At 65.5% G+C, this 15,294-nt stretch carries 10 protein-coding genes; all 10 read right to left on the reverse strand.

Going from position 1 to position 15,294, the window contains the following annotated elements:
* Window positions 1-333 precede the first annotated feature (333 nt).
* Window positions 334-1,212, reverse strand: a complete 879-nt coding sequence (locus IVB29_RS02430) for a transglutaminase family protein (RefSeq protein WP_247501802.1) — start codon at window positions 1,210-1,212, stop codon at window positions 334-336.
* Entirely contained in the window at window positions 1,209-3,734 is a 2,526-nt protein-coding gene (locus IVB29_RS02435; protein ID WP_247501803.1) for a circularly permuted type 2 ATP-grasp protein, read from the reverse strand. Before IVB29_RS02435 ends, IVB29_RS02430 begins: the two co-directional genes overlap by 4 nt.
* 27 nt (window positions 3,735-3,761) lie before the next feature.
* Window positions 3,762-7,031, reverse strand: a complete 3,270-nt coding sequence (locus tag IVB29_RS02440) for a transglutaminase family protein (RefSeq protein WP_247501804.1) — start codon at window positions 7,029-7,031, stop codon at window positions 3,762-3,764.
* Between the two features lie 136 nt (window positions 7,032-7,167).
* Window positions 7,168-8,472: a methyl-accepting chemotaxis protein gene (locus IVB29_RS02445; protein ID WP_247501805.1), complete on the reverse strand. Its 1,305-nt coding sequence runs from the start codon at window positions 8,470-8,472 to the stop codon at window positions 7,168-7,170.
* Window positions 8,450-8,971: a PAS domain-containing protein gene (locus IVB29_RS02450; protein ID WP_247501806.1), complete on the reverse strand. Its 522-nt coding sequence runs from the start codon at window positions 8,969-8,971 to the stop codon at window positions 8,450-8,452. Before IVB29_RS02450 ends, IVB29_RS02445 begins: the two co-directional genes overlap by 23 nt.
* Window positions 8,972-9,164: 193 nt before the next feature.
* Window positions 9,165-10,688, reverse strand: coding sequence for an altronate dehydratase family protein (locus IVB29_RS02455; protein WP_247501807.1), 1,524 nt, complete (start codon window positions 10,686-10,688; stop codon window positions 9,165-9,167).
* 160 nt (window positions 10,689-10,848) lie between these two features.
* Entirely contained in the window at window positions 10,849-11,625 is a 777-nt protein-coding gene (locus tag IVB29_RS02460; RefSeq protein WP_247501808.1) for an aldolase/citrate lyase family protein, read from the reverse strand.
* A gap of 275 nt (window positions 11,626-11,900) precedes the next feature.
* The gene (locus IVB29_RS02465; RefSeq protein WP_247501830.1) at window positions 11,901-12,629 is read right to left on the reverse strand and encodes an ABC transporter ATP-binding protein; all 729 of its coding nucleotides are present in this window, start codon (window positions 12,627-12,629) and stop codon (window positions 11,901-11,903) included.
* Window positions 12,629-14,407 (reverse strand): branched-chain amino acid ABC transporter ATP-binding protein/permease, encoded by a 1,779-nt coding sequence (locus tag IVB29_RS02470; protein ID WP_247501809.1) that lies wholly within the window; start codon window positions 14,405-14,407, stop codon window positions 12,629-12,631. Before IVB29_RS02470 ends, IVB29_RS02465 begins: the two co-directional genes overlap by 1 nt.
* Window positions 14,404-15,276, reverse strand: coding sequence for a branched-chain amino acid ABC transporter permease (locus IVB29_RS02475; protein WP_247501810.1), 873 nt, complete (start codon window positions 15,274-15,276; stop codon window positions 14,404-14,406). Before IVB29_RS02475 ends, IVB29_RS02470 begins: the two co-directional genes overlap by 4 nt.
* Window positions 15,277-15,294 lie beyond the last annotated feature (18 nt).

The raw sequence follows: 15,294 nt of genomic DNA on the forward strand, positions 1-15,294 counted from the left end.
GTGTCCCACGCCAGCTCCCGACGTCTCATTCACGTCTTCGACGCAAGGGACAGCATAGCCCATCTTTGGCTGGCTCGCCAAATCCCGAAACAAGAACACGGAAATATGTTACGCTATCGCTTCGCAACATCACGGTTGCGGTCATGGTCCGGCACACTTGGCGGGCGGCGGGCCAATGGCCGACCCTGGGGACGCTTGCACCGCGCTGCGGATGGCGGCGTCAATTCCCTCGCCCGACGCGCCCCAGCATGGCGTCGAAAGCAGCCTTGATCCGGCGGATGTAAGGGTCCTTATAAGGACAATCCGGATTCCGGTCGTGCACCAGTACCCCGCTCACTCCACCAGCAGCACGTCCACGGCGACGCTGAGCTTCTGCTTCGGCGAGCCGACGATGATGCCGTCGACCGGCGATACGTCGGAGAAGTCCCGCGCGACCGCGAGCACGATATGGTCGTTGGCGACGAGGAGATCGTTGGTCGGATCGAAATCGACCCAGCCAAGCTCCGCCCCGCACCACAGCGACACCCAGGCATGGGTGGCATCGGCGCCTTGCAAACGCGGCTGCCCCGCAGGCGGAATGGTGCGCAGATAGCCGCTGACATAGGCCGCGGGCAGACCGAGCCCGCGCAGCCCCGCGATCATCACATGGGCAAAGTCCTGGCAGACGCCGTGGCGCTTGTCGAAGACCTCGTTGAGCGGCGTCGAGATCACGGTGGCTTTGGGGTCGTAGCGGAATTCAGTGCGGATGCGATGCATCAGATCGACCGCCCCGGCAAGGATACCCGCGCCGGACGCGAAGCTCTCGGCCGCATAAAGGCTGACCGGACGCAGCACCGGGACCAGCGGGCTCGCAAAGACATAGCCGACCGGCGAGCACGGCCCGAGGCTCGTCGCCTCGAAGGCGAGGTCGCGGATACTTTCCCAGGGCGGGCTTGCAGCGTCGCGCGCGGGCGGCTTGCGCGAAATCGAGATACGCGAACGTGAATCGATGCGCAGATTGCGATGCGCGGTTTCGATCACGATGCTCTCGGTCAGCGTGCCGAAGAAATCGCGGCGGACGTTGCGCTCGGACGGGCGCGGACGGATTTCGACCTTGTGCGAGATCAGTTCTTGACCGTTGCCGTCCTTCGGCTCGAGCCGCAGCGTGCAGCGGGCGAAGCTGACCGGGCTTTCGTATTCGTAAGTCGTGACGTGCCGGATGTCGTAGATCACGCGAGCCCCGTCAGCTTTTCCGGCCGGCTAGCATTGGGGCCATGCGGGAAGTAGTGCAGACTGATGGCTTCGGCGAGACTGAGCAGGTCCTGCTCCAGCGAGAACAGCGTCTTCACCTCGAGCTTCTCGGCCTCGGCGGTAGCCAGCATCGACTGCGCCGCGAGCGCGAGCCGCTGCGGCTTCTCGATCAGGCCATGCTCCTTCAGGCTCGGAAGTGCCGCGATGTGCTCGTTCAGCGTCGTCACCTGGAACGCCACCGAGCGCGGATTGTAGGGATCGAGCACCGCGAGGTCGCGCACCGGCGCCAGGATCGGCGCCAGCAGATAGCGCGAGTGATAAGTGATCTGGGAATCCACCAGCGTCAGCAGGATGTCGAGATCCTCGTCGCCGGCCTCGTCATAGGCGAACTGGCGGGCGAAACGCGCGGTGTTGATGGCGCGCTCGGTGCGGCGGCCGATGTCGAGGAAGCGCCAGCCGGCGGCGCGGTTCATGTTCTCCTGCGCCAACCCGGCAAAGCTCGCCAGCTCCTGCAAGGTCAGCTCGGCCGCGCTGACCACGCTGTCGTCGCCCTCGACCTCCCAGGCCAACCGATCGGCCATCTCGGTGATGACCTGCCAGGCATCGGGCGACAGCCGCTCGCGCAAGGAGGTCGCGGTGCGCTGCGCCGCGCGCACCAGCGACAATGCCGAGCCGAAGCGCTCCGGGCTCTGCAAGGCTTCGGCGACAATGCGCGCGGGGGCCGCACGTGAGGCTTGCGAGATCGCGCCCCAGGCCACCAGCAGACGCTGGATACGTTCGGCTGATTGCAGCGAGGCCGCGGTGCCCTTGTTGGGCCCGCTCGGCGAGCCCAGCGCGCGCACCAGCCGCAGCGTCGCTTCGGCCCGTTCGAGATAGCGGCCGAGCCAGTACAGATTGTCGGCGGCACGGCTCGGCAGCACGCCGGCGATGCGACGGATGCGGACTTTGTCGGTCGCCGGCAGCAGTGAGGCGGTCGCGACCTTCTTCTCCGAGACTACCCAGACGTCGGCGGCGCGGGCGCCGTCGCCCATCGACACCGCGCGCGCATCCGTCTTCTCGGCGATCCGGCAGAAGCCGCCGGGCATGATGGCCCATCCGTCCGGCGTCGCCGCCGCGAACACGCGCAGCACGAAGGGACGCGGCGTGAGCTGGCCCTGCTCCCAGACCGGCATGGTCGAGAGCCGCACCACCTCCTGGCCGACGTAATCCATGCCGCGCGCGGTGATGGAGTCGATCAGGCGCTGGCGGCCCTCGGCGTCGAGCTCGCTCGCGAGCACCGGGCCATTGCTGTCGACGCCGGGCACGCCGCGCCGATAGGCGCCTTCGATCGCGACCTCGTCGAGCCGCGACAGCACCTCGTCGCGTGCCGACTTCTGGCCGCACCACCAGGTCGCGATGTGCGGCATCTTCAGCTCTTCGCCGAGCAGGCGGCGGCTGAGCGCCGGCAGGAAGCCGAGCAGCGCGCGCGCCTCCAGCACGCCGGAGCCCGGCATGTTGGCGACGACGACGCCGTCCTTGCGCAGCACGTCGATCAGGCCGGGCACGCCGAGATGCGAGGACGCATCGAGCTCGAGCGGATCGAGCGAATTGGAATCGACGCGTCGCAAGAGCACGTCGAGCCGCTTCAACCCCGCGACCGTGCGGATGTGGATGCGATTGTCGCTGACGGCGAGATCGTCGCCCTCGACCAAGAGGAAGCCAAGATAGCGCGCCAGCGTCGCGTGCTCGAAATAGGTTTCGCTGAAGGCGCCGGGAGTGAGCACGCCGATCCGCGGCTCATCGCGATCTGCGCGTGCGCGCAGGCTGTCGCGGAACGCCTCGAAGAACGGCGCGACGCGCGGCACGTTCATCGACTTGTAGAGATCGGAGAAGGCGCGCGAAAGCACCAGGCGGTTCTCCAGCGCGTAGCCCGCGCCCGACGGCGCCTGGGTGCGGTCGCCGAGCACCCACCAGCGGCCGTCGGGGCCGCGGCCGACATCGGCGGCATAGAGCGAGAGATAGCGCCCGCCCGGCGGCTCGACGCCACAGACGGGGCGGAGATATTCAGGACTGCCGGCAATCGCGGCCGCGGGCAGCGCGCCTTCGGCGACCAGCTTCCCCTCGCCATAGATGTCGCGCAGCACAAGCTCCAAAAGCTCGGCGCGCTGGGTGATGCCGGCGGACAGCTGCTTCCAGTCGGCCTCGTCGATCAGCAGCGGCAGATGGCTGATCGACCACGGCCGGTCGGCGCCGTCACCGGGCGCCCGATAGGTGACACCGGCCTCGCGCAGATGGCGGTCTGCCATGCCGAAGCGCCGCTCGACCTCGTCGGGGGCAAGCGCGCCGAAGGCGTCGAAAAAGCGGCTCCAGACCGCGCGCGGGGCGCCGTCGGGCCCCAGGAACTCGTCGGGAATGCCGGGCAGGCGGCGATAGTCGCGGACCCATTGCGCAAGGCGGCGCTGGCCGTCAGTTTGTCCTGGCGCCTTACCCGCCTTGTCGTTCTGTTCGGCTGCGCCCTCGCCCATGGGCCTGTCCCTCCCCCACCCTCATACTCATTGCAGGAGCGGGGTCCGCAAGTCGAGGGTCAGCGGAAACTCATTTGTGCGTTCCTCGGGCGGCGGCTGCATCGGGCCGGGCGTATGGCCGTGGTCCTGGAAGCGCGCCAGCCGCCGCGCCTCGGCCTCATAGGTGTTGACGGGCTTGGTCTCGTAGCTGCGGCCGCCGGGATGGGCGACGTGGTAGACGCAGCCGCCGAGCGAGCGGCCGTTCCAGGTGTCGATGATGTCAAAGGTCAGGGGCGCGTGGACCGGGATGGTCGGGTGCAGGCCGGAGGCCGGCTGCCAGGCCTTGAAGCGGACGGCGGCCACGGCTTCGCCCGAGCGGCCGGTCGAGGTCATCGGCAGGCGGCGGCCGTTGCAGGTGATGATGTGGCGGCCCTCGACAAAGCCCTCGGCTTTCACCTGGAGCCGCTCGACCGAACTGTCGACATAGCGCACCGTACCGCCGGCCGAGCCTTCCTCGCCGAGCACGTGCCAGGGCTCCAGCGCCTGCCGCAGCTCCAGCGTCACGCCGCCTTGATGGACGCGGCCGAAGGCGGGAAAGCGGAATTCGAGCTGGGCCAGATACCATTCGGGATCGAACGGATAGCCTGCTTGCTTCAGCTCGGAGAGCACGTCCTGAAAATCCTCCCAGATGAAATGCGGCAGCATATAGCGATCGTGCAGCGCCGTGCCCCAGCGCACGAACTTGCCGGCTTGCGGCTCGCGCCAGAATTTTGCGATCAACGCGCGGATCAGCAACTGCTGCGCCAGCGACATGCGCGGATCGGGCGGCATTTCGAGCGCGCGAAATTCGACTAGACCGAGCCGGCCCGTGGTCCCGTCAGGCGAATAGAGCTTGTCGATGCAGATTTCGGCGCGGTGGGTGTTGCCGGTGATGTCGACGAGCAGATGCCGGAACAGGCGGTCCACCAGCCATAGCGGCGTCTGGTAGCCCGGCGGCGGCACGTGCGAGAGCGCGATCTCGAGCTCGTAGATGCTGTCGTGGCGCGCTTCGTCGATGCGCGGCGCCTGGCTGGTCGGGCCGATGAACAGGCCAGAGAAGAAATAGGACAGCGAGGGATGCCGCTGCCAGTACAGCACGAGGCTCTTCAACAGATCAGGCCGGCGCAGGAACGGCGAGTCCTGCGGGCTGGAGCCGCCGATCACGACATGATTGCCGCCACCGGTGCCGGTATGGCGGCCGTCGACCAGGAAGCGGTTGGCGCCGAGGCGTGTCTTGCCGGCGTCCTCATAGAGCCCGACGGTGATGTCGACCGCCTCGCGCCAGCTCTTCGCCGGCTGGATGTTGACCTCGATGACACCAGGGTCGGGCGTCACCTTGACGACCTCGATGCGCGGATCGAACGGCGGCGGGTAGCCTTCGACGTGGACCTGAATCTGCATCTCTTCGGCGGTCGCTTCGAGGGCCGCGACCAGCTCGAGATAATCCTCGATGCGCTCGACCGGCGGCATGAAGGCGCAGAGCACGCCGTCGCGGACTTCGACCGACATCGCGGTACGGACCGGGACGGACGTGTTGAGATGCTCGGGCTCGACCTGCGGCGGCGATTCCGGACGCGCCGGAAGGCTGAACACCGGCAGCTTGCCGCGGGCCTCCATCGGGTCCTGTTCGACGATGTAGGGATATTGGTTGGGCGGGATATGGCCGAGCGAGCCGATCGGCAAGCGCAAGCCCAACGGTGAATCGCCCGGCATCAAAAACAGATGATTGCGCCGGAGTTGCCAGCGCTCGCTGCGCCAGCGCGGCGGCGCGTTCCAGCGCTGCACCGGCAGCACGAAACCCCGCGGCGTGTTCAGCCCCTCGTCAAACACCCGCGCCATGCGCGCGCGCGCTTCCGGATCGGATAATTTGGAGTCGGAGGGATCGACGTTGACGGCAAGCTCGGCCTCCTTGTGGAGCCAGTAGGCGGTGTCCTCATAGGCCGGGATGATGTAGCCGGGATCGAGCCCGAGCCGCAACGCCGTGCCCTCCACGAACGCCTGGGCGTCCTTGACCTCGGCGCGCCGCGGATTCTCGATCTTCGCGATCAGATCGGCATTCTTCCAGATCGGCACGCCGTCCTTGCGCCAGTACAGGCCAAAGGCCCAGCGCGGCAGGCTTTCGCCCGGATACCATTTGCCCTCGCCGTAATGCAGCAGCCCGCCAGGCGCAAAGCGCGCGTGCAGGCGGCGGATCAGATCGTCGCCAAGCGCGCGCTTGGTCGGACCGACCGCCTCGGTGTTCCATTCGGCTGCTTCGAGATCGTCGACGGAAACGAAGGTCGGCTCGCCGCCCATGGTGAGCCGCACGTCCTGCGCGGCGAGATCGCCATCGACCTGCTCGCCGAGATCGTTGAGCCGCGTCCAGGATTCGTCGGAGAACGGCTTTGTGATGCGCGGCGCCTCGCGGATCCGCTTCACGCTCATGTCGAATTCGAACTCGACCTCGGCAAAGCCGGCGCCGCCGGAGATCGGCGCAGCCGAGCGATAATGCGGCGTGGCGGCAACCGGGATGTGCCCCTCGCCCGCGAGCATGCCGGAAGTCGCATCAAAACCGATCCAGCCTGCGCCCGGCAGATAGACCTCGGCCCAGGCGTGCAGATCAGTGAAATCGTTCTCGACTTCCGGCGGTCCCTCGATCGGATCGATGTCGGGACGGATCTGGATGAGATAGCCGGAGACGAAACGGGCGGCGAGCCCGAGATGACGGAAGGTCTGGATCAGGAGCCAAGCGGAGTCGCGGCACGATCCGGCGCCGGAGGTGAGCGTCTCCTCCGGCGTCTGCACGCCGGGCTCCATGCGGATGATGTAACGGACGTGCTTCTGAAGCTCGCGATTGAGATCGACCAGGAAGTTGACGGTGTTCGGAGCTTCATGCGGGATCGTGTCGAGAAATTTTGCGAACAGCCGATCAGGCTTGATGGTGTCGAGATACGGCGCGAGCTCGGTCTTCAAATCCTTCGAATACTCGAACGGAAAGGCGTCGGCATAAGGCTCGACGAAGAAGTCGAACGGGTTGACCACGGTCATCTGCGCGCTGAAATCGACCTCGAATTTCAGCTCGGTCGTCTTCTCCGGAAACACGTAGCGCGCGAGCCAGTTGCCCTGCGGGTCCTGCTGCCAGTTCACGAAATGATTGGCCGGGGTGACCTTGAGCGAATAGCTCAGGATCGGCGTGCGCGTGTGCGGCGCCGGCCGCAGGCGGATCGTCTGCGGGCCAAGATCGATCGGACGGTCGTATTTGTAGTGCGTGACGTGGTGCAATGCGACGTAGATCGACACGGGGTGCGGTACTCCAGCAGCTTTTTTGAGCAGAACACCTGACGTCAGTGCGATCAAGCACTAACAACGGGCAAACCCTGCCTATACAAGGTGCGGGCCGTCCGCTTGCACGTCGTTAACGGGTACGCCGAAGGTCTTACGCCGCCGAAGTCAGCCGCTGCAGGAACTGCGTGACCTCGCGGCGGAGCGTCTCGACCTCGCCGTGGACGCGTTCTGAGGCGCTGTTGACGCGGCTTGCGACGCGGCCGGTGTCGGCGGCGGCTTCGCTGATGCCCGTCACGTTGGAGGACACTTCCGAGGTTCCAGCCGAGGCTTCCTGAACGTTGCGGGCGATCTCGCGGGTCGCAAGGCCCTGCTGCTCGATCGAGGTCGCGATCGAGGCGGTGATGCCGTTGATCTCGGCGATGGTCTGCGCGATGGCTTCGACGGCTGCGACCGAGTTGGTGGTCGACTGTTGCATCTCGCCGACCTTGGCGCTGATTTCCTCGGTCGCTTTCGCGGTCTGGTTGGCGAGACTCTTGACCTCGGAGGCCACGACGGCAAAGCCGCGGCCGGCCTCGCCCGCACGCGCCGCCTCGATGGTGGCGTTGAGCGCCAGCAAATTGGTCTGCGAGGCGATCTCGCTGATCAGCTTGACGACGTCGCCGATCCGTAGCGCGGCATCTGCGAGCGAGCGGATCTCGCTGCCGGCGCGATTGGCCTCGTTCACGGCGCGTCCCGTGCTCGTGGTCGAGCCGCTCACCTGGCGGCCGATCTCGGCGATCGAGGATGCGAGCTGCTCGGCGGCGCTGGCGACGGTCGCGACATTGCGCGAAGCCTGGTCGGAGGCGCTACGCACGCCGGAGGTCTGCCGGCTGGTCTTCTCGGCCGCAGCCGACATCTGGCCGGCGTCGGATTCGAGATCGGTCGCGGCGCCCATCAGCGTACCAGCAACGCCGTCGAGATGCGTGCCGAACTGCTTTGCGAGATCTGCGATCTCGACGACGCGGCGGCCGAGGCTGTCGGTGCCGGAATTGATGACGACGGCCGAACGACGGAACGAGCCGGGCAGACCGCGCGCGAGGATCTTTCGAAAGTGCTTGCCGCGGCTGGCATAGTCCATCGACGCCGAGGCCTCGCGCAGGAAGGCATCGGTGATGTCGAGCATGTCGTTGACCGACTTCTGGATCGAGCCGATCCGACCGGCCTGGCGATTGCTGAGGATGCGCGCTTCGACATCGCCATGCGAAGCCTTGCGACAGACATCGGCGACTTCATCGACGGCCATTGCCGTGCGATGCTGGCACCAGACGGCGTAACCGAGCAGCGCGACCGTCGCGCCGAGCAGCGCTGCACTGGCGATTCCGGTCACGCCGAGAAGCGAGAGGACGAACGCGACGACAGCAAGAACACACGCGAGCGCGGTCGCTCCCTGCGCCTTAGAGAGAGAGCACAAATTCATCGTAACCGACACCCTGTTGCTTCAGTAGTCCGACCATCGCTTCGAAGCTCGCGTGCATGCCGTCCTTGGCGTTGGCATGCCGCGCCTCTTCCGCGCACAGCGTCTTGTAGATCGGCTTGATGCGCTCGATCTGCGCAGGATCCGGCTTGCGACGGTTGGAGTGATAGCCGACGACATTCCCGCGCTCGTCGAAGGTCGGCGTGACGTGGGCGAACACCCAGTAATGACTGCCGTCCTTCGCGAGATTGACGACGTAGGCGAAGATCTCCTGCTTCGACTGAAGCGTGTCCCAGAGCAGCTTGAAGACGCTGCGCGGCATGTCGGGATGGCGGATCATGCTGTGGGGCGCGCCCATCAGCTCGGCATAAGAGTACTTCGCCATGCGAATGAAGACGTCGTTGGCGTAAGTGATGCGGCCCTTGAGATCGGTCTTCGACACGATCAGCTCCTCTTCACCGAGGAGGTTTTCTACGCCGGTCGGCCGTATCGCACGCGTCATCGTTGACGAATCCCGTCGAGGGGCGAACGCCCCAGATAAGGAGGCGAGCTCGCATTGTCCAAGGATTACGGCAAGAATTGTTAATCGTGTGTGAGCACAGGAATCCGTGCGGTGGTATGGCACCTACGTATGACTACGTAGGTGCGCTGCCCCTCCTGCATATTCCCGCATCGAGACGCACGACGCGCGACAATCACATCGTCGCGCCGAGCACCCAGGGCGCGAACTCGGCACCACCAAAGTCAAAGCTCTCGCTCTTGGTCGGCTGTCCCGAGGCGGTCTTCAGGATGAGCTCAAAAATGCGCTGGCCGCACTCCTGGACGCTCTCCTCGCCTTCGAGGATGGTGCCGCAATTGACGTCCATGTCCTCTTCCATGCGCTTGTACATGGGCGTGTTGGTGGCGAGCTTGATCGAGGGCGCGGGCTTGCAGCCGAACACGCTGCCGCGGCCGGTTGTGAAGCAGACCAGATTGGCGCCGCCGGCGACCTGGCCCGTTGCGGCGACCGGATCGTAGCCGGGCGTGTCCATGAACACGAAGCCGCGCTTGGTCACGGGTTCGGCGTAGCGCAAGACGTCGACGAGATTGGTGGTGCCGGCCTTGGCCATCGCGCCCAGCGATTTTTCCAAAATGGTGGTGAGACCGCCGGCCTTGTTGCCGGGGCTCGGATTGGCGTTCATCTCGGCGCCTTCGCGCGTCGTGTATTCGTCCCACCAGCGCATCAGACCGACCAGCTTCTCGCCGACCTCGCGGCTGACGGCGCGGCGCGTGAGCAGATGCTCGGCGCCATAGGTCTCCGGCGTCTCCGACAGGATCACGGTGCCACCGTGACGCACGATGAGATCGCTGGCCGCACCGAGCGCGGGATTGGCTGACACGCCGGAATAGCCGTCCGAGCCGCCGCATTGCAGCGCCACGGTCAATTCGCTCACCGGCACGGACTCGCGCTTGACCTTGTTTGAATCCGCGAGCGCTTCGCGCACGAAGGCAATGCCAGCTTCCACGGTCTTTCGGGTGCCGCCAACTTCCTGGATGTCCATCGCGCGCAGGCGGCCGGCGAGCTTCTGCTCTTCCATCAGGCCGCCGATCTGGTTCACCTCGCAGCCCAGCCCGAGCACGATTACATGAGAGAAGTTCACGTGCCGCGCATAACCGCCAAGCGTGCGGCGGAGCAGCGCCAGCGGCTCGTTCTGCGTCATGCCGCAGCCCGTCTTGTGGGTCAGCGCGACCACGCCGTCGACATTGGGGAATTCGGCCAGCGGATTGTCGCCGGTGAAGGGATTCTTCTTGAAGACGTCGGCGACGAGGCTTGCGACATGCGCGCTGCAATTCACCGAAGTCAGGATGCCGATATAGTTGCGGGTGGCGACACGGCCGTCCGGGCGGCGAATGCCTTCGAAGGTCGCCGGCAGGTCGAAGTTCGGCGTCGGCTTGACGTCGGCGCAATAGGCATAGTCCTTGGCGAAATCGCCCATGCCGATGTTCTGCACGTGCACGTGCTGGCCCGGCGCGATCGGCATGGTCGCAAAGCCGATGATCTGGCCGTAGCGGATGACAGGCTCGCCCAATGCGATCGGCTTGATCGCGACCTTGTGGCCGGAGGGAATGCGCTCGACCGTGGTCACGCCGTCGGCGACCAACGTTCCCGGCGGCAGGCTCGCGCGCGCGATCAGCACGCCATCATCGGGATGCAGGCGGATGACGGGGCTGATGGTCATGGCTATCTCCTGTATCGAAACTCTCGTGCCCCGGACGCTGCGCAGCGCGAAGCGGTGCGCTGCAGATCCGGGGCCCAGGTGTCGTGTCTTTCACTAGCAACTGTGTCCCGGCTCTGCGATGCACCGCTTCGCGCTGCATCGCGTCCGGGACACAGAGAGATCAGGCCTTGCCGCCGGCGTCCTTGCGGGTCGCGTTGACCTGCATCTTGGCGTAGGTGGTCATCAGGCCGACTTCGTTCGAGAGCGTCACCAGCTTGAAGCCCATGTTGATGGCGCGCGCGGCACCCTCGGCGCCGCTGCAATGGATGCCCGGGAACAGCCCGCGCTTGTCGCATTCCTTGATGATCTTGTCGTAGATCGCGAGGATCTCGGGCTCGGTGCGGTCGAGCTTCGGCTCGAGGCCGTAGGAGAAGCCGAGGTCGGACGGGCCGATATAGACGCCGTTGAGACCTTCGACGTCGAGGATCGCTTCCATGTTCTCGACCGCGGTCTTCGTCTCCATCATCGGCAGCAGCACGATGTCGTCGTTCGCGGTCTTCTGGTAGGAGCCCGCGGTGCCGTACATGCCGGCGCGGATCGGGCCGTTGGAGCGGACGCCCTTCGGCGGATATTTGGAATAGGAAACGAGGTTCTTGGCTTCCTGCGGCGTGTTGACCATCGGGCAGATCACGCCATAGGCGCCGCCATCGAGCACCTTGCCGATGATGCCGGGCTCGTTCCAGGGCACGCGGACCATCGGGGTGACCGGATGCTTGTCCATGGCCTGGAAGCACTGCACCATCGAGAGATAGTCCTGCACGCCATGCTGCATGTCGACGGTGACGCTGTCGAAGCCGCATTGCGCGATCATCTCGGCCGAGAAGCCGGAGGGAATCGCGAGCCACGCGTTGACCACGGCCTTGCCCGACTTCCAGATTTCCTTGACCTTGTTCGCCACGTTGCCTTCCTTCTTTGTTGTTTGGGTCGCCGTTGTTTGGGTCGTCGTTGTTTGGGCCTTCGTCACCATGACGAGCGCCGCGACAGCACACCATCGCTGTTACCGCGAACCGGGTCGCCGCGCTACGCTCGCAATGACGCAAGACCTATGCGCTTGGTCACAGGATCCGGGCCTCGCGGGCGGCGTCCACTATCGCCGCCCGGGTGTCATCCGGCAAGGGGATGCCGTTCGACGCGTTCGGCCTGGAATCCACCCCCGATGACGGAACCTTCCGGTCAAGCACTCGCCTTGGCATGGCCGCCGAGATAGGCGGCGCGGATGGCTTCGTTGCCCCAGAGTTCGTCGGGCTTGCCGCCGAGCACGATACGGCCGGTCTCCAGCACATAGCCGTAATCGGCCACCGACAGGCCCATGCGCGCATTCTGCTCGACCAGCAAGACGGTCGTGTTGCGCCGGATCTCGGAGATGATCTTGAACACGGCCTGCACGATGACGGGCGCAAGGCCAAGCGAGGGCTCATCCAGCAGCAACAGCCGCGGCTTGGCCATCAGCCCGCGCGCGACCGCCACCATCTGCAACTGTCCGCCGGACAGCGTCCAGCCGAGTGCGCTGGTGAATTTGCGGATATCCGGGAACAGGTCGAACATCGCATCCGCTTCGCGCGAGATCTCCGAGGTCGAGGCCCGGCGATTGGACGCGCCGAGCATGATGTTCTCTTTCACCGTGAGACCCGGAAACACACGACGCCCTTCCGGCACGTGCGAGATGCCCATGCGGACGATGGCTTCGGGGCCAAGACCCGCGATCGACTTGCCGTCGAACAGGATCTCGCCCGAAGTCGGTTTGGCGAGGCCGGAGATCGCGCGCAAGGTCGTGGACTTGCCGGCACCGTTGGCGCCGAGCAAGGTCACCACTTGCCCCTCCTCGACGGCGCAGGTGACGCCGCGCAGCGCTTCGATCTCGCCGTAGCGCACCACGAGATTGCGGATTTCGAGCAACGGCATCATTCGCTCCCGAGATAGGCGGAGACGACGTCGGGATGACGCAGCACGGCCATGGATTCGCCGTCCGCGATGCGGCGTCCGAAGTTGAGCACGGTGATGTGCTGGGCCGCTTCCGAGACCAGCGTCATGTCGTGATCGATGATCAGGATGGTCAGGCCTTGCGCGGCGATGCGCTTGAGCAGCTCGTGCAGCTCGAGCTTCTCGGTCGAGTTCAGGCCGGCCGCGGGCTCGTCGAGCAGCAGCAGCGTTGGATTCGAGGCGAGCGCACGCGCGATCTCGATCAAGCGCTGATGGCCGTAGGAGAAGCTCGAGATCAGCTCGTTGGCGCGGCTACCGAGGCCGACGAAGGTGAGCGCCTCCATCGCACGCTCGGTCAGGGCGTCATCGCCCTTGCCGACCATGGTGTTGCCGGGCCGCTCGGCGCCGATCTCGACATTCTCGAGCGCCGTCATCGAACGGAACAGGCGGATGTTCTGGAAGGTGCGGCCGAGCCCGGAAGCCGTGCGCTGATGCGGCGGCATGTGGGTGATGTCGGTGCCGTCGAGCACGATCCTGCCTGACGTCGCCACATAGAGACCCGAGAGCACGTTGAGCGTGGTGGTCTTGCCCGAACCGTTCGGCCCGATCAGCGCATGCACGCCGCCGCGCTTCACGGCGATGTCGACACCATCGACAGCCTTGAGGCCGCCGAAATGCTTCGACAGACCGATGACTTCCAGCACAATGTCGCCGCCGGTCATCGCCGGCTTCAAATGCAAGGCGCCCGCGACCGGCGGCGCCGGGAGCTTGGCGCGCCAGCGCGTGAAGGCGTCCGCAACAAAACCCCAGATGCCGTCGGGCATGAAGCGGATGATCAGGATCACGAACAGGCCGTAGATCGCGAGGTACAGGCCCGGGACGCTCTTGAGGAAGCGCAGCCATTCCGGGATCAGGATCAGCAAGCCCGTGCCGATCGCCGAGCCGATCGGCGAAGCCACGCCGCCGAGCAGCGACATAGTCAGGAACACGATCGATTCCGCGAAGGAGAACTGATCGGGGCTGACATAGGCGAAGCCGCCGGCGAACAATCCGCCCGCGAGACCGCCGAGGAGCGCGCAGAGCGCGAACGCGTAGATCTTGGTGCGGAAGACGTCGATGCCGTTGACGCCGGCCGCAAGCTCGTTGTCGCGCACCGCGCGCATGGCGCGGCCGAGCTTGGTGTCGGAGAGATGCCAGACCAGATAGCCGACGATCGCCAGCATCGCGACGCAGAAGGCGAGATAGCTTTGCGACGACTGGAACAGGTCGGGCCGCTTGATGTTGGGGACGCCGTCGGGACCGCGCGTCAGCCAGATCGCGTTGATCATCACTAGCGTGACAATCTGCTGGAACGAGATCGTCACCATCGCGAGGTAGTGGCCGCCGAGCCGCAAGGTCGACATGCCGAGGAAGGCGCCCGCGAGCAGCGAGATCAGACAGCCGCCGACGAGGCACAGCCAGAAGCTGAGCTGCAGATCCGTCGTCCCCATGCCGACCGCATAGGCGCCGAGGCCAAAGAACGCGGCCTGCGCCAGATTGATCTGGCCGCACAGGCCGAGCACCACCGAGAGCCCGAACACCGCGATCGCGAACGTCGTGGCCTGGAGCAGGATGTTGTGAACGTAGCCGTCGAAGTTCATGTTGGCCGCGAGCACGACCAGGATCGCCGCGCCGATGAAGTACGGCAGATGCCGGACCACGAGCGGTTTCGAACGGATGGCGGGTGCCGGAATCGGCATGTTGTCGCTGGGGGCGCTCATGCCTTCTCCGCCACGCGTTCGCCGAAGATGCCCTGCGGCCGGAAGATCAGGAAGGCGATCAGCACCAGGAAGGCGAAGCCGTCCTTGTAGGGCACCGAGACATAGGCGGCGCCAAAGGTCTCGATCACGCCGAGTGCGAGACCGCCGATGATGGCGCCGGCGACGTCGCCGAAGCCGCCGATGATGGTGGCCGCGAACGCCTTCAGTGCGATGGTCGAGCCCATCTGGATCGAGACGAACAGCACGGGGGCGACGAGGATGCCGGCAAGACCGCCAAGCACCGCCGAATAGATGAAGGTGATCATGATCATGGTCGAGACGGAAATGCCGAGCAGCGAGGCCATTTCCTTGTCCTGCGAGGTCGCCTGCAGCTTCTTGCCGAGCAGCGTCTTCTCGAAGAACCAGAAATTGAAGATCACGAGGCAGATCGTGACGCCGATGATCAGGAGGTACTGGCTGTCGAGATAGACCGGGCCGACCTGGATGCCGGGTGTTTCAAACCAGCCTTCCAGCACCTGAGGCTGCGGGCCGTAGATCGCAAGCACGGAATTGGCGAGCAGGATCGAGGCGCCGATGGTGGCGATGATGACGGGCAGATAGCTGCGGTGGCGCAGCGGATAATAGACGCCGAGATTGAAGACGGCGCCGAGCAGCGCCATGCCGAGCAGCGCGACGATGAACGCCGCCCAATAGGGCAAACCGGCCTCGACCGCGACGACCATCAGATAGGCCGCGACCATCGAGAACTCGCCTTGCGCAAAATTCACCACATTGGTGGCTCGGAAGATCAGCACGAAACCGAGCGCAACCAGCGAGTAAACGGCGCCGATACCGATGCCGGTAAAGAGGAGTTGTAGGGCGAGATCCATGACAAGCTTCTGTTGGAG

The organism is Bradyrhizobium sp. 1 (assembly GCF_023073315.1).
Classification (GTDB): Bacteria; Pseudomonadota; Alphaproteobacteria; order Rhizobiales; family Xanthobacteraceae; genus Bradyrhizobium.